At 73.3% G+C, this 18,989-nt stretch carries 11 protein-coding genes; 4 read left to right on the forward strand and 7 right to left on the reverse strand.

The window, feature by feature from the left end; genetic code table 11:
* Window positions 1–523 precede the first annotated feature (523 nt).
* Together blsG and ACFP3R_RS20415 are read right to left on the reverse strand one after the other, a co-directional pair.
* Entirely contained in the window at window positions 524–1,672 is a 1,149-nt protein-coding gene (gene blsG, locus ACFP3R_RS20410; RefSeq protein ID WP_380637921.1) for an arginine 2,3-aminomutase, read from the reverse strand.
* A gap of 17 nt (window positions 1,673–1,689) precedes the next feature.
* Window positions 1,690–6,654 carry an amino acid adenylation domain-containing protein gene (locus ACFP3R_RS20415; RefSeq protein ID WP_380637922.1) on the reverse strand — a complete coding sequence of 1,655 codons (4,965 nt, stop codon included), beginning with the start codon at window positions 6,652–6,654 and terminating at the stop codon, window positions 1,690–1,692.
* A gap of 579 nt (window positions 6,655–7,233) precedes the next feature.
* On the opposite strand from ACFP3R_RS20415, the gene ACFP3R_RS20420 reads away from it, so the two are divergent.
* From ACFP3R_RS20420 to ACFP3R_RS20435, 4 genes are read left to right on the forward strand one after another with little or no spacing between them, the layout of a single operon-like run.
* Window positions 7,234–8,415, forward strand: coding sequence for an NAD(P)/FAD-dependent oxidoreductase (locus tag ACFP3R_RS20420; RefSeq protein WP_380637923.1), 1,182 nt, complete (start codon window positions 7,234–7,236; stop codon window positions 8,413–8,415).
* A 24-nt stretch (window positions 8,416–8,439) separates the two neighbouring features.
* Complete coding sequence (locus ACFP3R_RS20425) at window positions 8,440–9,708, forward strand: lysine N(6)-hydroxylase/L-ornithine N(5)-oxygenase family protein (RefSeq protein ID WP_380637924.1); 1,269 nt, start codon at window positions 8,440–8,442, stop codon at window positions 9,706–9,708.
* A gap of 10 nt (window positions 9,709–9,718) precedes the next feature.
* The gene (locus tag ACFP3R_RS20430; protein ID WP_380637925.1) at window positions 9,719–10,378 is read left to right on the forward strand and encodes an FMN-binding negative transcriptional regulator; all 660 of its coding nucleotides are present in this window, start codon (window positions 9,719–9,721) and stop codon (window positions 10,376–10,378) included.
* Complete coding sequence (locus ACFP3R_RS20435) at window positions 10,375–11,913, forward strand: AMP-binding protein (protein WP_380637927.1); 1,539 nt, start codon at window positions 10,375–10,377, stop codon at window positions 11,911–11,913. The genes ACFP3R_RS20430 and ACFP3R_RS20435 overlap by 4 nt, the downstream gene beginning before the upstream one ends.
* A gap of 52 nt (window positions 11,914–11,965) precedes the next feature.
* On the opposite strand, the gene ACFP3R_RS20440 is transcribed toward ACFP3R_RS20435, so the two are convergent.
* Genes ACFP3R_RS20440 through ACFP3R_RS20460 form a run of 5 tightly spaced genes read right to left on the reverse strand, consistent with a single transcriptional unit; the run spans window position 11,966 to window position 18,989 of the window.
* Window positions 11,966–13,252, reverse strand: coding sequence for an MFS transporter (locus tag ACFP3R_RS20440; RefSeq protein ID WP_380637929.1), 1,287 nt, complete (start codon window positions 13,250–13,252; stop codon window positions 11,966–11,968).
* Window positions 13,252–15,246, reverse strand: coding sequence for a carbamoyltransferase C-terminal domain-containing protein (locus tag ACFP3R_RS20445; RefSeq protein ID WP_380637931.1), 1,995 nt, complete (start codon window positions 15,244–15,246; stop codon window positions 13,252–13,254). Before ACFP3R_RS20445 ends, ACFP3R_RS20440 begins: the two co-directional genes overlap by 1 nt.
* Window positions 15,243–16,013 carry a thioesterase II family protein gene (locus tag ACFP3R_RS20450; RefSeq protein WP_380637933.1) on the reverse strand — a complete coding sequence of 257 codons (771 nt, stop codon included), beginning with the start codon at window positions 16,011–16,013 and terminating at the stop codon, window positions 15,243–15,245. The genes ACFP3R_RS20445 and ACFP3R_RS20450 overlap by 4 nt, the downstream gene beginning before the upstream one ends.
* Window positions 15,988–17,274 (reverse strand): cytochrome P450, encoded by a 1,287-nt coding sequence (locus ACFP3R_RS20455; protein ID WP_380637934.1) that lies wholly within the window; start codon window positions 17,272–17,274, stop codon window positions 15,988–15,990. The genes ACFP3R_RS20450 and ACFP3R_RS20455 overlap by 26 nt, the downstream gene beginning before the upstream one ends.
* Complete coding sequence (locus ACFP3R_RS20460) at window positions 17,271–18,989, reverse strand: amino acid adenylation domain-containing protein (protein ID WP_380637936.1); 1,719 nt, start codon at window positions 18,987–18,989, stop codon at window positions 17,271–17,273. Before ACFP3R_RS20460 ends, ACFP3R_RS20455 begins: the two co-directional genes overlap by 4 nt.

The following is an 18,989-nucleotide window of genomic DNA, read 5'->3' on the forward strand; positions in this document are numbered from 1 at the left end:
CGAGCGGGGATGACCCGAAACGCGTCCAGGCCCGCATGAACCAGTACACCTGTCGTGATGGAAGTGATACCAGAGGAAACGCCGAGCCGGCGCGCACGGCGGGCGAGGTTCGCCGCAGGCGCGATGGGGATGACCGCGGTGCGCAGCAGGTAGGCACGGCCGGCGGTGGCGATGTCCTCGACCGGCAGGTCGTGTGCGTCGGGCTGCGATCCCGGTTGGGTCGTCACCTGGTGGTGGGTGGGCACGTCGGGGCTGACGACACGCAGGCCAGACCACCGGGCGCGAGGCGCTGGAGGAATCGGGGCCATGGCTGCTGCCGTACCCGACTCCGGCCCTGCCGGCCGGTATCCGCATCCGATCGTGGCGGCACCGTGGTGGATCGACGAGATGCGGGTTCCCGCGGACGGTACTCGGCCGGAGAACTGACAGGGTTGGACATGGTCGAGGACGCCCCGATGCCGAACCGGGGCGCCCGACCAAACAGCCCGGCCACCCCCGAACGAGGTGGCCGGACCGCTGGACGTCAAGCCGACGGTGGTTCGGTGACCCGGTAGTGCTCCCCCGTGACCGTCATCGTCTGGCCCCGGTAGTTCCGCAGCGCCAGGCCGTCCTCCACCACCTCGTGGTACGGCCGGCTGACCGGGATCTTCCCGATCCTGGTGGTCAACACGTACTGCGGCACGCCGAAGCCCGTCATGTGCCCCTGCAACGCCTCCATGATCTCCCACCCCTTCTCGATCGAGGTCATGAAGTGGGAGACACCGGTGACGTTGTCGCAGTGGTAGAGGTAGTACGGGCGCACCCGGATGCGGAGCAGTTCCGTCATCAGCTTGCGCATCGTGTCCACGTCGTCGTTGATGCCCTTGAGCAGCACGGTCTGGTTGCCGACCGGCACGCCGTGGCGCAGCAGCCGGTCCACGGCCGCCGCCGCCTCGGGGGTGATCTCGCGCGGGTGGTTGAAGTGGGTGTTCAGCCACACCGGGTGGTACCGGGACAGCATCTCGCAGAACTCGTCGGTGATGCGCTGCGGCAGCAGCACGGGGAACCTGCTGCCGATGCGGATGATCTCGACGCTGGGGATGGCGCGCAGGCCGGAGATGATCGTCTCCAGCTTCTCGTCCCGGTAGGACAGCGGGTCGCCGCCGGTGAGCAGGACGTCGCGGATCTCCGGGTGCTCCCGGAGGTAGCGGAAGTCCTCCTCGAAGTCGCCGCCCTCGTTGTCGCGGAAGTAGGTGCCCTCCACGTCGGTGGTGTGGAACTTCCTGGTGCAGTGGCGGCAGTACACCGGGCACGACTCGGTGATCAGCATGATCACCCGATCGGGGTACTTGTGCACGATGCGGTTGGTCTTGCGGTAGAACATGTCGCCGACCGGGTCCACGTCGGCGTCCGGGAACTCCAGCAGCTCGCCGTGCGCCGGCACGGCCTGCAACCGGATGGGGCAGTCCGGGTCCTCCGGGTTCATCAGGGACGCGTAGTACGGCGTGACGCTCCAGCGGTACTTGCCCGCCGTCCCGGCGATCGCCTCTTCCTCCTCCGGGCTGACCTTCACCCACTCGCGCAGCCCGTCGAGGTTCGTGACGCGGTTGCGCATGTGCCAGCGCCAGTCCGACCACTGCTCGGTGGAAGGTGCTCCCGGCGCCGCTGCGGGCGCGGCGAATGACTCCGACATCTGTGGCTCCGTTTTGCTCAGGAGATGACTGGAAGCTGCTGCAGGCGGCGTTCCCGCCGCACGACCGCGGGTTCGGCGGTGCCGGTGGTCGCGGCGGTCGAGAGGACCGCGGCCAGTTCCGCCACGGTCGGGGTCTCGAAGAGCTGGCGCACGGGCAGGTCGCGGTGCAGCTCGGCGCGCAGGCGCGCGACCGCCTGCATGGCGAGCAGCGAGTGCCCGCCCAGGGCGAAGAAGTTCGCGTGCAGGCCCACGCGGTCCACGCCCAGCAGGTCGCACCAGACGGCGGCGACGGTCACCTCGACGTCCGTGCGGGGCTCCACGTGCTCCTCGCCGCCCTCGCGGTCCGGTTCGGGCAGGGCGGCCCGGTCCACCTTGCCGCTGCGGTTGAGCGGCAGCGCGGGCAGCGGGTGCACCATCGCCGGCACCATGTAGTCCGGCAGCCTGCCGCGCAGGTGCGCCCGCAGGCCCTCGGTGTCCGCGCCGCCCACGACGTAGGCGACGAGGTGCAGGCCGATGCCGGGCAGCTCGCGGGCCACGACGACGGCGTCGGTGACGTCGGCGTGCGCCAGCAGCACCGCCTCGATCTCGCCCAGCTCGACCCGGAACCCGCGCAGCTGCACCTGGGTGTCGATGCGGCCGAGGTAGTCCAGCGAACCGTCGGGCAGCCAGCGGACGAGGTCGCCGGTGCGGTAGAGGCGCTCGCCGGAGCCGAACGGGTCCGGCACGAACCGGTCGGCGGTGAGGTCGGGTCTGCCGAGGTAGCCCAGGGCCACTCCCCCGCCGCCGACGTGCAGGTCACCGGGCACGCCGACGCCGACCGGGTTGAGGTGCCGGTCGAGCACGTGCACGCGGGCGCCGGGCACCGGGGTGCCGATGGACGGCACCCGCGGCCCGGTCGGCGGCACGTCGCAGCTCGTGGTGACCACCGTGGCCTCCGCCGGGCCGTACAGGTTGATCAGGGTGAACGGCGCGTCGGGCGCGGGGCGCTTGCGCAGCGCGTCACCGCCGGTGCTCAGCACCCGCAGCGGGCTGCCCGCGGGCCACGGCACGTCCAGCGCCAGCTCGCACAGCGGGGTGGGCAGGAACCCGACCGTGATGCCGTGCTCGGCGAGCCAGCGCACGGCGTGCTCGCCGGAGGCCGTGGTGTCCGGGTCGGCCAGGTGCAGCTCGGCGCCCGCGACCAGCGCGGACCAGATCTCCAGCACCGACACGTCGAACCCGGTGCCCGCGATCTGGGACACCCGGTCGTGCTCGGTCGTCGCGCAGTCGGCGTTGTACCAGTCGACGCGCAGCGCCAGGCCGCCGTGGTCGAGCAGCACGCCCTTGGGCTGCCCGGTCGAGCCGGAGGTGTGGATGGCGTAGGCCGCGTCGTCCGGGCCGATCGGCACGTCGGGCGCGGGCGCCGGGTCGCGCGGCTCGTCCACCGCCACGACGACGCCGGCGAAGCCGTCGACCAGGCCGCGGGTCTCCCCGGTCACCAGCACCGCCGCCGCGTTGGCCGTGGCCAGCACCTGCGCCACGCGGGCCGCGGGGAACGCGGCGTCCACGGGCGCGTACACCGCGCCGGCGCGCATCGCGGCCAGTGAGCCGATCACGTACTCGAACCCGCGCGGCGCGCACACCACCACCCGGTCGCCGCGACCGACGCCCCGCGACACCAGGTGGGCCGCGAGCCGGGCCGACGCCTCGTCCAGCTCCGCGTACGACAGGCGCCGGTCGCCCTGCGCGAGGGCGACAGCGCCGGGCCGGCGCGCGGCCTGCGCCGCGATCCGCGCGGGCACCGGCTCGCGGCCGCCGACGGCGGGCCGGGGCGCGCCGAACCGCCGCGTCACCAGGTCGCGCTCGTCGTCGGGCAGCACGTCCAGCTCGTGCAGGCGTGCGTCCGGGTCGCGCACGACGGCGCGCAGCAGGGTCTCCCACCGGTCCAGCAGCCGCCGCGCGGTGGCCTCGTCGAACAGGTCCGTGGCGTACTGGAGGTCGCAGTGCAGCCCGTCGTCGTCGACCACGGCGACGAACGTCAGGTCGAACATGGCCGCGTTGTCCGCGCCGCGCACCCGCTCGGCGGCCAGCCCGTCCAGCTCCAGCGAGGACCAGCTGCCCTCCTGGTAGTCGAACAGCACCTGGAACAGCGGCGTCCGGCTGGACGACCGCTCCACCCGCAGCAGCTCCACCACCTGCTCGAACGGCAGGTCCTGGTGCGCGTAGGCGGCGGTGACGGTGTCGCGGGCACGGGCCGCCAGCTCGCCGAACGCCGGGTTGCCGGACACGTCCGTGCGCAGCGCGAGGGTGTTGACGAACAGGCCGACGACGCGTTCGGTCTCCTCGGTGGCGCGGTTGGCCGTGGTGCCGCCGACCACGATGTCGGTCTGCCCGCTGTGCCGGGCCAGCAGCGCGGTGAACGCGGCGAACAGCACCAGGTACAGCGTCACGCCGTGCCGGTCGGCGACCGCGCGCAGGTCGTCCACCAGCTCGGCGGGCAGGTCGTGGAACCGGCTGTTGCCCGCGGTGCCGCGCACGGCGGGCCGGGGTCGGTCGGTGGGCAGCTCCAGCAGGGCGGGCGCGCCGTCCAGGGCGGTGGACCAGAAGTCCTGCAACCGCGCCAGTTCGGCGTCCCGCAGCGAGGCGCGCTGCCACCGCGTGTAATCGGCGTACTGGATCACCGGCGCCGGCGGCACCTGCGCGTCGCGACCGGTCTCGCGGGCGTAGAAGGCGGTCAGCTCGCGGAAGAACAGGTCCTGCGACCAGCCGTCGAACACCAGGTGGTGCCAGGTGAACGCGAGCAGACACCGGTCGGGACCGGTCGGGTGCAGGGTGGCGCGCAGCAGCGGCCCGGCGGTCAGGTCGAACGGCCGGTCCGCCTCCTGCCACGCCCGCGCCCGCGCCTGCTCCGGCGATCGTCCGTCCTCGACGGAGAGACGTATCGTCGACTGCGACGCGATCCGCTGCACGGGCACGCCGTCCACGACCGCCACCGTCGTCCGCAGCGCCTCGTGCCGTGCGACCACGGCGTTGAGCGCGCGCTCCAGGGCGTCGGCGCGCAGCGGGCCGGTGATCTCCAGCAGCTCGGCGATGTTGTAGGCGGCGCTGTCCGGTTCGAGCTGGTCGATGAACCACAGGCGCTGCTGGGCGAAGGACAGCGACACGTCCTCCACCACCGGCGCGGCGTCGATCACCGGCACGTCGTCCGGCGCGGTCCCGGGCACCGAGGGGGCGAGGTGCGCGGCGAGGTCCTTGAGCACCGGGAACTGGAGCATCTGGCGCACGGTGATGCGCACGCCCCACCTGCGCCGCACCCGCACCACGACCTTGGTGGCCAGCATCGAGTCGCCGCCCGCGCCGCGGAAGAAGTTCTCGTCCCGGCTCACCCGGTCCCGGCCGAGCACCTCGGCCCACATGGCGGCCAGCTCGCGCTCGACCGGCGTGGCCGGCTCGGCGAAGTCCGCCACGCCCGCGGTGTCGCCCGCGCCGGTCGACACCGCCTCGACCGCGCCGTTGCGGCGGACCCTCGCCACCCGGCCGTCCTCGCGACCGTCCGTCCACACGCGACCAGGGACACCGACGGGGACCGGTGCGCCGTAACGGTCGCGCAGCACGGCCTCGACCCCGTCGAGCACCACGGTCGCCTCCGCCTCGTCGGCCAGCGCGATGTCGCCCACCCTGGTGTCCGGCGCGGTCAGCAGGGCGTCGAGCACGACGCGGTAGTGCCCGGCCAGCGCCTGCACGGTCGGCCGGTCGAACAGGTCGGTGGCGTACTCGAAGCGGCACTCCACGCCGTGCTCGTCGTACTCCACGGCCAGCTCGACGTCGAACTTCGCGGTGTCGTTGTCCAGCGCCCGCAGCCGCACGTCCAACCCGGCCATCCGGGGCGGCGGCGTGGTGGCGTTGACCGAGCACATGACCTGGAACACCGGGTTCATGCCCGCGCCGCGCTGGGCGTCCAGCGCGTCCACCACCCGGTCGAACGGCACGTGCTGGTGGGTGAGGGCGTCCAGGACCTCCTCGGTCACCCGCTCGGCCACCCGCGCCAGCGTCGGGTTGTCGGACAGGTCCACCCGCAGCGCCACCGTGTTGGCGAAGAACCCGACGGCGGATTCCCAGTCCTCGCGGGTCCGGTTGACCACCGGCACGCCGACGATCACCCGGTCCTGGTCGCCGTACCGGTGCAGCAGCACCGCCAGCGCGGTCGTCACGCCGGTGAACAGGGACGTGCCGCCGAGGCGGGCGCGGAGGTCGTCGGGCACCGCCACCGGCACGTTGTCGCCGCGCGTGCTCGACCCGTCCGGTCGGGGCCGGTCGGCCGGGATGCCCGCCTCGCCGAGGTGGCCGGACAGGCGGTCGCGCCAGTGCGCGAGCTGCGCCTCGAACAGCGGACCGTCCGCCTGCTCCGCCTCCCACACCGCGTAGTCGGCGTACTGGGCGGCCGGCGGCAGGTCGGCGGGCACGCCGCGGGCGCGCGCCGAGTACAGCTCGCCGAACTCGCGGAACAGGATGGTCTCGGACCAGCCGTCGGTGACGACGTGGTGCAGGTTCAGCACGACGTGGTGCAGGTGGTCGTCCACGCGCAGCAGCGACGCCCGCACCAGCGGCTCGCCGTCCAGCCGGAACGGGCGGGCGGCCGCGGACCGGACGGCCTCGTCGACCGCCGGGCCGCGGTCGGCGGCGGGCAGCGCGCGCAGGTCCAGCACCTCGCGCGGCAGCGGTCGCGCCGGCCCGATCACCTGGTGGACCTCGTCGTCGACCACCTCGAACGTCGTCCTCAGCACCTCGTGCCGCGCCACCAGGTCGTCCAGCGCCGACCACAGGGCGCCCTCGTCGAGCGCCCCGCGCAGCCGCAGCACGAACGGCACGTTGTAGGCGGCGTTGGGGCCGTTGAGCTGGTCGAGGAACCACAGGCGGTTCTGCGCGGCCGACGTCGGGACCCGGTCGGGTCGTTCGGTAGTCCGCACCGGCTCGGCCGGCGCGCGGCCCCCGGAAGACGGCATCCCGGAAGACGGCACCCCCGAAGCCTGGGCTCCCGAAGACTGCGCTCCCGAAGACTGCGCCCCCGACGAGAGCATCCGGCGCAGGAGCTCCCGCCTGGCTTGCGCGACACTGTCGGCCATCGTCATCCCCTCCGTTCACGGGCGTGCGCGGACGCGCCCGCCCCGGTGGGACGAGGCGCGGCAGCATCGTGCGTTGAGGTACTCGAACGGCGCTCCGGAGGATTTCCGGTACGCCACCACCCGCATTTACGTACGCGTCCGATCAGGTCGTGGGACACCCGGTCGGCCTAATCGACACGACCACTGCGACAAACCCCGCAGCATGTCCACCCCCAGTGCTTGCCGCTCTCCCAGGCCACTACAGCAGCCACCCCAGGGGTTGTCAAGACAACGAACTGCGGTCCTTTTCCGCTGGCTGCGGCAGCTATTCCGGCCCGTTGCGCTCCGTCCGGCGATGAGTTACGTTGCGTACGATAAGCGATATTCCGCGATCTAAGCGGACCTGTTTACCGATCGCTTTATCCGCCATTTGTCACCACCGCGCCGGATACGCCGGGCGCGCAGCCGAGGAGGGCGGGCATGTACGACGCCGTGGTGGTGGGCGCCCGGTGCGCCGGCGCGGCCACCGCGCTGCTGCTCGCGCGCCGCGGGTACCGCGTGCTGCTGCTGGACCGGGCCCGGTTCCCCTCCGACACCATGTCCACGCTCTACATCCACCAGCCGGGCGTGGCGAGGCTCGCCCGCTGGGGCGTGCTGGACGCGATCACCGCCTCGGGCGCGCCGCGGCTGGACACCGTCACCTACGCGGTCGGCGACGTGCGGTTGAGCAGTCGCGCGCCCGCGTTCGAGGGCGTCGACTCCGCCTACGGGCCCCGCCGCCACGTCCTGGACCAGGCGCTGGTGGACGCGGCGGTGGCGGCGGGCGCGGAGTTCTCCGACTCCTCGTCGGTGCGGGGCCTGCTCACCGACGGCGACGCGGTCACGGGGGTGCGGTTCCGCGCGCCCTCGGGCGCCGAGGTCGCCGCACCGGCGCACCTCGTCGTCGGCGCGGACGGGATGCGCTCCGCGGTCGCCGACCTGGTCGCGGCGCCCACCGAGGTCGAGGACCCCCGCCTGAGCTGCGTGTACTACTCGCTGTGGACCGGGATCGACACCGGGTTCGGGTTCCACGAGCGCACCGGCCGCTGGATCGCCACCATCCCCACGCACGAGGGCGCGACGGTCCTGGCCACGTACTTCCCGCAGGACCGGTTCGACGAGGTCCGCCTCGACCCGCGCGCCGCGCACCTGGACGCGCTGGCCACCACGGCCGGCGAGGTGTTCGAGCAGCTCGCGGGCGGCGAGCAGGTCGGCAGGCTGGTCGGCACCGGGGACCAGCGCAACTTCTTCCGCCGGGCCGCGGGTCGCGGCTGGGCGTTGGTGGGCGACGCGGGCCACCACCGGGACACGATCACCGCGCAGGGCATCTCCAACGCGTTCCTCCAGGCCGAGCTGCTGACCGAGGCGCTCGGCGACGGTCTGCGCGACCCCGGCGCGAGGGCCGCCGGCCTGCGCGCCTGGGCGGCCCGGCGGGACGAGGAACTGGTCGAGAGCTACCACGGCACGTTGCAGCTCGCGCGCCTGGAGGTCACCGGGGCGCGGCTGGAGATGCTGCGCGCCATCGCCGCGGACCCCGACCTGACCACGGGTTACTTCGCCGTCGTCGCCGGGCTCATGCCGATGGAGGACCTGCTGACCGAGGAGCTGCTCGACTTCATCTGACGCGCCACTGGGGAGGCGGAGCGATTGGCTGCGGTACCGCGCGGGATCACCACGGTTGCCGACGTCGTCGGCGTCGGGTTCGGACCGTCGAACCTGGCGCTCGCGGTGGCGGTGGCGGAGGTCGACGCGCTGAGGGCGGAGTTCTTCGAGCGCCAGCCGCGGTTCGGCTGGCACCGGGGGATGCTGCTGGACGGCGCGACGATGCAGGTGTCCTTCCTCAAGGACCTGGTCTCGATGCGCAACCCGGCGAGCGGGCACAGCTTCGTGGCCTACCTGCACGCCAAGGGCAGGCTGCCGGGCTTCATCAACAGCAAGACGCTGTACCCGCTGCGGGTGGAGTTCCACGACTACCTGGAGTGGGTGGCCGGGCACTTCGCCGACTCCGTCGCCTACGGCAGCGAGGTGGTCGGCATCGAGCCGGTCGCCCAGGACGGCGCGGTCGAGCACCTGGACGTCGTGGTGCGCCGCGACGGCCGCACCACCACCCACCGCACCCGCAACGTGGTGATCGCCACCGGCCTGACCCCGTGCCTGCCACGGGGCGTGACCACCTCGTCCCTCGTCTGGCACAGCAGCGAGCTGCTGCACCGGGTGGAGGAGCTGCGCGCGCGCTCGCCGCGTCGGGTGGCCGTGGTCGGCGCGGGCCAGAGCGCCGCCGAGGTCACCGACCACCTGCACCGCGAGCTGCCCGGCGCCGAGGTGCTGGCGGTGTTCTCCCGGTACGGCTACAGCGTCGCCGACGACAGCCCGTTCGCCAACGCGGTGTTCGACCCCGACGCGGTCGACCTGTTCTTCGACGCGCCGGCCAAGGCCCGGGAGCAGCTGCTCGCCTACCACGCGAACACCAACTACTCGGTGGTCGACGCCGACCTGTCCGCCCAGCTGTACCGCACCCACTACCAGGAGCAGGTGCTGGGCACGCCGCGACTGCGGATCGTGAACTCCTCGCGGCTGCACGACCTGGTCGAGACCGACGACGGGGTGGTGCTGCGGGTCGAGCACCTGCCGACCGGCGCGGTCTCGCACCTCGACGTGGACACCGTGGTGTGCGCGACGGGCTACCGGCCGGCCGACCCGACGCCGATGCTGCGCGGCCTGGCCAAGCTCGACGAGGCGGGCCGGCCGGTGCTGGACCGGGACTACCGGGTGGTGACCTCCGACTCCGTGCGCTGCGGCATCTACCTCCAGGGCGCGGTCGCCGAGCCGTCGCACGGGCTGTCCGCCGGTCTGCTGTCCACCACGGCCGTCCGGGCCGGGGAGATCGTCCGGTCGATCCTCGACCAGGACCGGTGAGGAGGTCCCCGTGTACGTGCCACCGATGTACCGCGCCACCGACGCCGGCCGGCCTCGCGAGATCGTGCGGGACTACCCGCTGGCCACCCTGGTCAGCAACGGGCCCCGCGCGCCGTTCGCCACGCACCTGCCCGTGGTCCGGCCGCCCGGCGCGCCGGAGGACGGCGAGCTGGTCGGGACCACCCTGTGGGGTCACCTCAACCGGGCCAACGAGCACTGGGCGGCGCTGGCCGGCCGGCCCCCATCGGTGCTGATCTTCACCGGGCCCCACTCCTACATCACGCCGACCACCTACCGGACCACGCCGGCCGCGCCGACCTGGGACTTCGTCTCGGTGCACCTGCACGGCCGGGTGGAACCGATCGAGGGGCGGGAGGGCTCGCTGGAGGTGGTGAAGCGGACGGTCGAGGTGTTCGAGGCGTCGTTCGGCGACGGGTGGGCGGCCGAGCCGTCCCACGGGTACTTCGCCGAGATCGTCCCCGGCGTCGGCGCGTTCCGGTTCCACGTCGAGTCGGTGGACTCGATGTTCAAGCTCAGCCAGGAGAAGCCCCCCGAGGTGCAGGCCCGGATCATGGCGAGCCTGCGCGAGACCGGTCGCGGCACGGCGCCGGAGCTGTGCCGGATCATGCGGCTGCACGGGCTGGGGCGCGACGGAGTGGAGGGCACATGACCGCTGCGACCACGACCCTGTGGGGCGGCCCGGCGCGACCGCCGTGCCTGCTCGACTCGCTGGTGACCACGGCCCGCGAGCACCCGGACCGGGTCGCCGTGGTCGACGGCGACCGCTCGTTCACCTACGCCGGGCTGCACGGGTGGGTCGGCGAGGTCGTCGCGCTGCTGCGCGGGCACGGCGTGCGGCCCGGCGACCGGGTCGCGGTGGCGGGCGCGCGCAGCGCCGAGGTGGTCACCGCGTTCCTCGCGGTGGCCGCGGTGGGCGCCACCTACGTGCCGCTGGACGCGGAGTACCCGCAGCGCAGGCTCGCCCACATGCTGACCGACAGCGGCGCGTCGGTGCTGCTGCACACCGGCGCGGGTCCCCGGTTCGACTCCTCCGCCGTGCCCGTGGCGATCCCGCGGCCCGGCGCGGGCGCGGCCTACGAGGTGGTGGCGTGCTCGCCCGACCTGCCGGTGTACGTCATCTACACGTCCGGCTCGACGGGCTGGCCCAAGGGCGTGGCGATCCCGCACAGCTGCCTGGACGGCATGGCCGAGTGGCAGCGCGCCCACTCGCCGCGGCCGGACCTGCGCACCGCCCAGTTCGCGCCGCTGAACTTCGACGTGTCGTTCCAGGAGGTGCTGGGCACGCTGTGCGGCGGCGGCACGCTGGTGATCGTGCCCGAGGAGCTGCGCCAGGACCCGTTCGAGCTGCTGGACTGGCTGGCCGAGCACCGGGTGGAGCGGCTGTTCCTGCCCAACGTGGCGCTGACCATGCTGGCCGTGGCCGCGTCCGCCGAGGACTCGCTGGAGCACCTGTCGCTGGTGGAGGTCAACACGGCGGGTGAGCAGCTGGTGTGCACGCCGCCGATCCGCGAGCTGTTCGAGCGGCTGCCGGGGTGCCGGCTGACCAACCACTACGGGCAGAGCGAGTCGGCGATGGTCAGCTCACACGTGCTCACCGGGCCGCCCTCGTCGTGGCCCGCGCTGCCGCCGATCGGCGTGCCGCTGCCGGGCTGCGAGCTGCTGCTCGACCCGGCCGACCCGGACGTGCCGGACGTGGGCGAACTGCTGGTGGCGGGCCTGCCGCTGTCGCTGGGCTACCTGAACCAGCCGGAGCTGAACGAGCGGCGGTACGTGGAGGTGCCGCGCACGCCGCACGGCCACACCCGCGCGTTCCGCACCGGCGACCTGGTGCGGTTCGCGGACGGGGTGGCGTGGTTCCTCAGCCGCACCGACCACGACGTGAAGATCCGCGGTTACCGGGTGAACCCGCTGGAGGTGGACGCCTGGCTGCTGGAGCAGCCGGGTGTCGCGGCGGCGGTGTGCGTGGTGGTGGAGGCGGGCGAGGGCGCGCGGAGCCTGCGCGCGGCCGTCACCCCGAAGGCGGGCGCCGAGCTGGACGTGCCGGGCCTGCTCAAGGCCCTCGAAGGCGTGCTGCCCGAGCACGCCGTGCCGCAGTCGATCGCCGTGCGGCCGGCGCTGCCGCGCACCCCGAGCGGGAAGGTCGACCGCAAGGCCGTCGCCGAGGATCTCGCCCGCGCGCGGTGACCGGGCACGACGAGGAGGGCCGCCCGGTGCGGGCGGCCCTCCTCCCCGGCGCCTAGGACGCGGGCTGCTCGGTCGGGATCTCCTTGACCGAGCGGATGCGGGTGAACGCGATGTAGACGCCCGAGCTGAGGATGCCCACCGAGCCGATGATCAGCGCGGTGGTGGCGCTGAGCGCGTTGCCGACCACGCCGCCCAGCAGCGCGCCGAGCGGGCACACACCCATCACGATCATCCGGATCGAGGCGTTCATCCGGCCCTGGAGTGCGTCCGGCGTGACCGCGGACCGGTAGCTGCGCTGGTTGACGTTGTAGACGATGACCATGACCGCGTCCACGAAGTGCATCACGATGATCAGCACCACCGCGGCGGGCTTGGGCACCAGCGTGGCGACCGGGATCAGCAGGGACGCGGCGCCCGCGAGCACCTGCGTCACCACCAGCAGCGTGCCCAGCGGCAGCTTCCGCGACACCCGGCCGGAGATCATCGCGCCGACCACGCCGCCCACGCCGGACGAGGACAGGATGAGGCCGATGTAGATCGGCTCCAGCGCGAGCGTCCGGGTGATGAAGATCAGGAACACCGGCTCGATGAAGAACGTGAACAGGTTGAACAGCAGCGCGGTGATGGCGAGCGTGCGCACGATCGGGTTGCCGAAGACGAACCGGAGCCCCTCGCCGACCTCGCGCCAGAAGTCGGGCTTGCGCGCGTCGGGCTGCTCCTCGTCGTCCTCGTCGACCTCGGGCTTCACCTCCGGGTCCACCCGGATGCGCTGCGTGAACACCGCGGACGCCGCGTAGGCCACCGTGTTGAACAGCAGCGCGAACGGCGCGGTGAGCACCTGCACCAGGACGCCGCCCACCGCCTCGCCCGCCATCCGGGAGGCGTTGTTGCTGATCTCCAGCTTGCCGTTGCCGTCGACCAGGTCCCGCCTGCCCACCACGCTGGGCAGGAACGAGGCGCTGCCGATGTCGGCGACCACCGTGCCGACCCCGATCAGCACCGCGATGAGCAGCAGGAACGGCATGCTGAGCAGGTCGAGCACGGCGGCCAGCGGCACGAGCAGCAGCAGCACGCCGCGGGCCAGGTCGGCCGCCACGATCACCGGCCGCTTGGGCAGCCGGTCCAGCCACACACCCGCGAACAGGCTGATCACCAGGTAGGGCAGGAAGGAGACGGCGGACAGCACGCCCATCTCCAGCACGCTGGCGTTCAGGGTGAGCGCCGCGAGCAGCGGGATCACACCGGCGGTGATCTCCGCCGCGAACAACGACAGGGTCTGTCCGAACCACAGGTTGCGGAAATTCGCCTGCTGGAACAAACTGCCGGGCCGGCCATTCATCACGTGTGCCTTCCGGGGGGAAACCGGGTACCGGGACCCTGGTCGCGTCGGAACTCGTCGACCCAGAATTCGAACGCCGGGTCGACCGAGCCAACATAGTCCGCCAACCCGTTCAGGTCTTCGGCGGCCTCCGGATCCGGTTCGGCCCGCAATTGCGGCATCTGCGTCATCAGGTACATCGCACCCTCGGTGTAACCGGCGTCCACCCACCTGTTCCAGGCGGCGTCGCGATCCGGTTCCTGATCGGCGAACAACCGTTCGCGGCGGGTGCGCGGCGGGAGGGCCGCGGCGGCGGGGTCGACCCGCAGCGCGATCCGCCTGCCCAGCACGTAGGCCACGCCGATGCCCTTGCGCAGGCAGAACGTGAGCGCCTCGGCGGCGGTGTCCACGATCGGCTCGCCGCGGTCGTTGAGGGAGGTGTTGCACAGCAGGGGCACACCGGTCGCCTCGTGGAACGCGCGCAGCGCCCGGTCCAGCAGCGGGTTGTCCGCGGCGGTCACGGTCTGGTGCCGGGCCGAGCCGTCGAGGTGCAGGATCGCGGGCACCCGGTCGCGCACCTCGGGGCGCACCGCGACCGCCTCCAGCATGAACGGCGACGGGCGGTCCACCGCGAACCACTCCCCCGCGTGCCCGGCCAGCACGACCGGCGCGACGGGCCGCCACCACTGGCGCTGCTTGTGCTCGTTGAGCGCCTGCTTGGTCTTCAGCGACCGCGGGTCCCCGAGCAGGCTGCGGTGGCACAGCGCCCGCGGTCCGATCTCGGCCGCGCCGTCCACCCAGGCCAGCGGCGCCTTGGTCACGTCGAGCACGAACCGGTCGGGCGAGAAGTCGCCGACCTCCTCGATCCACGGCGCGAACTCGGCCAGCGCGTCGTCCAGGTCGGTGATCTCCGCGCCGTGGTAGGCGGTGCCCAGCCGGTGCCGTGCCGGACCCGGCGAACCGGTGTCGGACGAACCGGTGTCCGGCGAGCCGGCGTCGAACGCGCCGGTGGCGTAGAAGCCGAGCAGGCCCAGGCCGTAGGACTGGCCGGAGTCGTTGGCGCACGGCGGGGTGAGCAGGCCGCGGAAGCCGAACCCGTCGAGCAGGGCGGTGTTGGTCGGGCAGTTGAGCGCGTAGCCGCCGCTCATCGACAGGTGCGCGGTGGTGGGGTCGACACCGGCCAGGTCGCACAGCTTGCGCACGTTGCGCGCCGCGATCAGCTCGCACGCCCGCTGCACGACCTTCATCACCGCGCTCTGGAGGTTCTCCTCCTCGGTGAAGTCCGGGTCCGGCTCCCGGTGGGCGAGCTGCTCGTGGGCCGCCTTCACGATCGACGCGACGAACGGCACCGCTTCGGAGACCGGGTGCACCCGGCCGCCGAGGAGGTTGAGCGCGGTCACGCCCCCGACGTCGAACTCGACGGTGCTGGAGGAGGCCGACGCCAGCGCCATCAGCGTGCCGGGTTCCTTGCCGAACAGCTGCTCGGCCGCCGAGTAGAGCGGCGCAGGCGACTCGACCGGCGCGTAGGTGATCCGGCCCCGCCGCGACACTGCGCCCGCGTACCAGTGGGGCTTGGTGTCCCGCTCCAGCACGAAGTCCGGCGCGGCGTCCACGGCCATCGCCACGATCGTGCCGGTGGCGAAGACGTCGCTGTCCATGAGCAGCCCGCTGAACAGGTGCGCCAGCGAGTGCACGGCGTAGTCCTCGGCGCCGGGCGGCACCGGCACGTCCTGGGCTGCGGGCAGGCCGGGCGTGCCCCACGTGGTGCGGATGTCGGCGAGCGTGAGCCCTTCGGTGGCGAGCAGTTCGGTCAACACCGCCTCCGCGCGTTCGGGGGTGTGCAGCGGCCAGTGGTGGTGCTTCTGCCCGCTGAACCGCTCGACCTCCCACAGGCGCACCAGCTCCACCTCGGTCGCGGTGCGCCGCCACAGGCTGATGTTCTGGTCGTGCCGCGGTTGCAGCACGGCGTGCGCACCGGGTGGTGTCAGGTAGCAGCTCAGGACGTACTCGGTCATCCCCGCCCCCCGGTCACGCGCAGTGCCTCGGTCATGGTCCGGTCCAGCTCGGCCACGAGGTGCGCGGGCGCGCCGAGGAACTCGTGGTGGCCGCCCGCCAGCACGGGCGCGGAGAACCGGCCGGGCGGCGCGTACTCGCGCCAGCCGCCCATCTGCTCCGGCCTGATCTCGACGTCGTCGGCCCACCCGAGGGCGCACACCGCGCTCGGCAGGCCGATCGGGTCGTCGAGCCGGTAGCGCTGGTTCGCGGTGATGTCGGCCCGCAGCACCCCCAGTCCCAGGTCGATCATGTCGGGGTCCGGCGCGCCGCCCATCGCGCGGGTCAGCGCGGCCAGTTCGACGGCCAGTTCGGCGTCGGTCATCGACAGGAAGCGCCCGTACGGACCCTCGTGCGGCGCGACCTGCGACGACAGGAACAGCACGGCGGGCGGCGGTCCCCCGGTCCCCTCCAGCCGCACGGCCGTGGCGAACGCGGCGAGGGCGCCGCCGCAGTGCCCGAAGAACGCGAACGGCCGGTCCAGGTAGGGCAGCAACTGCGGCACGGCGGCCTCGGCCAGGTCGGCGTAGCCACCGTAGTGCGGCTCGCGGATGCGGTTCTCCCGGCCGGGCGGCTGCACGGCGCAGACCTCCATGTCGCCGACCCGCGCGGGCCACCGGGCGTACATCGACGCGCCCAGCCCCGAGTAGGGGAACACGAACAGGCGGGCGGCGGCCTCCGGGTCGGGGCGCCGCAGCAGCCACCTACCTCGACGTGGCGGAGACGACATCGGCACCTTCCCCCGGCTCGACCGCGGCGCCCGGCCGCAGGACGGCGCGCACCGGCATGTTCCGGATGCCCGCCACGAAGTTGGACCTCAGGTGCGCCACGGGACCGGCGAGCTCGAACCGCTCGACCAACCGCACGACCTCACCGAACAGCAGGCGCAGCGCGATGCGCGCGAGCGGCGCGCCGATGCAGTAGTGCGGGCCGAACCCGAACGCCACGTGCCGGTTCGGGGTGCGCGCGACGTCGAACCGGTAGGGGTCGGCGAAGACCCGCTCGTCGCGGTTGGCCGAGCCCAGCCACGCCACCACGGCCTCGCCCGCCCGGACGGGCCGCCCGCTCAGCTCGGTGTCGACCACGGCGTAGCGCATGAAGTGGTTGGCGGGCGAGGCCCAGCGCAACCCCTCCTCCACCGCGATCGACGTCTGGTGGTCGTCGCCGGTGAGGCGGGCGTACTCGTCGGGGTGCTCGGTGAACGCCAGCACCGTCCCGGCCAGCGCGTGCGGTGTGGTGACGTTCGCGCCGAGCAGCAGGCTGTAGCAGTTGTAGACCAGCTCGTCGGCGCGCATACCGCGACCGCCGACGTCCATCGCCTTGAGGAACCCGATCAGGTCGTCGCGCTCGCCGCGGCCCTGGACCTGCTCGCCGAAGTACTCGAACAGCTCGTGGTGCGCGGCGACCAGCGAGCCGTGCCCGGCCTCCGCGCCGAACGACGGGTCCTCCGGCGCGATGGCCATCGTGGTCAGCCGGGCCAGCTCGGGCCAGTCCGACTCGGGCAGGCCCATCAGCGCCCCGGTGAACTCCATCGGGAACCCGGTGCCCGCTTCGGCCACGTCCCACGGCTCGGCCCCGGCGAGCGGCGCGAGCAGCCGCCGCACCACGGCGAGCACGGACGGGTGCCGGGCGCGCAGCGCGGTGAACGACAGCGCCTTGGCCATGGGCTCGCGCATCGCGGTGTGCACGGGCGGGTCGCTGGCGGCCATCATCTTGTTGGCCGCCGGGTCCGCGCTGCCGAGGATGGACAGCAGGGTGCCGCGCTTGGACGTGAACCGGGTGTGGTCGCGCAGCACGGCGCTCACGTCGTCGTGCCGCGTCACGGACACGAACCCGCGGCCGTCGGGCAGCACCTGGCGGTGCACGGGCGCGCGGTCGCGCATGGCGTGCCACACCACGTGCGGGTCGCCGTCGGAGTAGGTGGCCGCGTCGAACAGGTCCACCGCGTCGAGGTCGACCTCCTCGTCACCGGTCGGTGTGCTGAGCCTCATCGGGGTCCCTCCCCGTCATTCCTCGTGCCCAGGTGCGCGGTGTCCAAGTATCGGGCGAGTTCGGCGATGGTGGGGTTCTCGTAGAAGGTGCGGGCCCGGACGAACGCGCCCCGCTCGTTGCCGATCTCCGCGGTGATCATCGTGGCCAGCAGGGAGTGGCCGCCCAGCTCGAAGAAGTCGTCGTCCACGCCGACCTCGTCGATCTGGAGGACGTCGGCCCACAGCCGGGCCAGCCACAGCTCCACCTCGCCGCTGGGCGCCCGGTAGTCGGTGTCGAGCTCGGGCCGCTCGCGCAGCGGCGTGGCGGCCAGCGCGGCGCGGTCCACCTTGCCGTTGGCGGTCAGCGGCAGCGCGGGCAGCCTGCTGAACGTGGCGGGCACCATGTACGGGGGCAGCGCGGCGGCGAGCGCGCGCCGCAGGTCGGCTACCGACACCAGCCCCTCGGTGGTGTAGAACGCGACGAGCCGCCTGCCGCCCGCCCGGTCGGGCTGCGCCACCACCGCCACGTCCAGCACGTCGGGGTGCGCGGCGAGCGCGGCCTCCACCTCGCCGGGCTCGACCCGGAACCCGCGCAGCTTCACCTGCGCGTCCGCGCGGCCGACGAACTCGTACGCCCCGTTGGGCAGCCTGCGGGCGAGGTCGCCCGTGCGGTACATGCGCCCGCCGGGGGCGGCGGGATCGGGCAGGAACCGCTCGGCGGTCAGCGCGGGCCGGTTCAGGTAGCCGTGCGCCAGGCCGTCGCCCGTCGCGTACAGCTCGCCGACCTCGCCGTCCGGGACGGGGCGCAGGTCGGGGTCGAGCAGGTGCACCCCGCCGCCGCGGATGGGCGTGCCGATCGGCACGGTCGCCGTGGTGAGCCGGCCGCGGACGGTGTGGCAGCAGGTGAACGTGGTGTTCTCGGTCGGGCCGTACCCGTTGACCAGCGTGGTGTCCGGCAGCAGCCCGACCGCTTTGTCCACGTGGGACGGTGACAGCACGTCGCCGCCTGCCACGAGTTGCCGCACGCCCTTGAGGTCGGCCGGCGCGGTGTCCACGACCTGGTGGAACAGGCCGGCGGTCAGCCAGGCCACGGTGACGCCCTCGGCGCGCACGAAGTCGGCGACCTCGGCGGGCGCCAGTTCGCCGGGCGGCGCGACGGCCAGGCGCGCCCCGTTGAGCAGGGCCCCCCAGACCTCCAGGGTGGAGGCGTCGAAGGCGAGCGGGGCGTGCTGCAACACCACGTCGGTCTCGGCGAGGGTGACGAAGTCGGGCCGGCGCACCAGCCGGGCCACGGCGCGGTGGGGCACGCAGACGCCCTTCGGCGTGCCGGTGGAGCCGGAGGTGTAGGCGATGTAGGCCAGGTCCTCGGGGCCGACCTCGACGTCCTCGCCGCGCGGTCCGTCCACCAGGACGTCGTCCTCGGTCAGCACGACCGACACCCCGGCGTCGGCGAGCAGGGCGGCGCGGCGCTCCGGCGGGTCGTTCGGGTCCAGCGCCAGGTAGCACCCGCCGGCGCGCACGACGCCCAGGAGGGCGACGGGCGCCAGCGGCGACCGCGCCGAGTCGACGGCCACCACGTGGCCGCGCCGGACACCGCGCACGCGCAGGGCCAGGGCGAGGCGGGCGGACGCGTCGTCCAGCTCCACGTAGGACAGCCGCCGCCCGGTGCCGGTCACGGCGGTCCGCTGCGGCACGGCCGCGACTTGGCGCGCGAACAGCGCCGGGATCGTCCGCAT

It is taken from the genome of Saccharothrix lopnurensis (genome assembly GCF_042658445.1).
Taxonomy (GTDB): Bacteria; Actinomycetota; Actinomycetes; order Mycobacteriales; family Pseudonocardiaceae; genus Actinosynnema; species Actinosynnema lopnurensis.

Coding starts and splice junctions, on each gene's coding strand:
- ACFP3R_RS20435 (WP_380637927.1), top strand. CDS start 10,375: ATGACCGCTGCGACCACGACCCTGTGGGGCGGCCCGGCGCGACCGCCG.
- ACFP3R_RS20460 (WP_380637936.1), bottom strand. CDS start 18,989: ATGCGGACGATCCCGGCGCTGTTCGCGCGCCAAGTCGCGGCCGTGCCG.
- ACFP3R_RS20445 (WP_380637931.1), bottom strand. CDS start 15,246: ATGACCGAGTACGTCCTGAGCTGCTACCTGACACCACCCGGTGCGCAC.
- ACFP3R_RS20440 (WP_380637929.1), bottom strand. CDS start 13,252: ATGAATGGCCGGCCCGGCAGTTTGTTCCAGCAGGCGAATTTCCGCAAC.
- ACFP3R_RS20450 (WP_380637933.1), bottom strand. CDS start 16,013: ATGTCGTCTCCGCCACGTCGAGGTAGGTGGCTGCTGCGGCGCCCCGAC.
- ACFP3R_RS20415 (WP_380637922.1), bottom strand. CDS start 6,654: ATGCCGTCTTCCGGGGGCCGCGCGCCGGCCGAGCCGGTGCGGACTACC.
- ACFP3R_RS20455 (WP_380637934.1), bottom strand. CDS start 17,274: ATGAGGCTCAGCACACCGACCGGTGACGAGGAGGTCGACCTCGACGCG.
- blsG (WP_380637921.1), bottom strand. CDS start 1,672: ATGTCGGAGTCATTCGCCGCGCCCGCAGCGGCGCCGGGAGCACCTTCC.
- ACFP3R_RS20420 (WP_380637923.1), top strand. CDS start 7,234: ATGTACGACGCCGTGGTGGTGGGCGCCCGGTGCGCCGGCGCGGCCACC.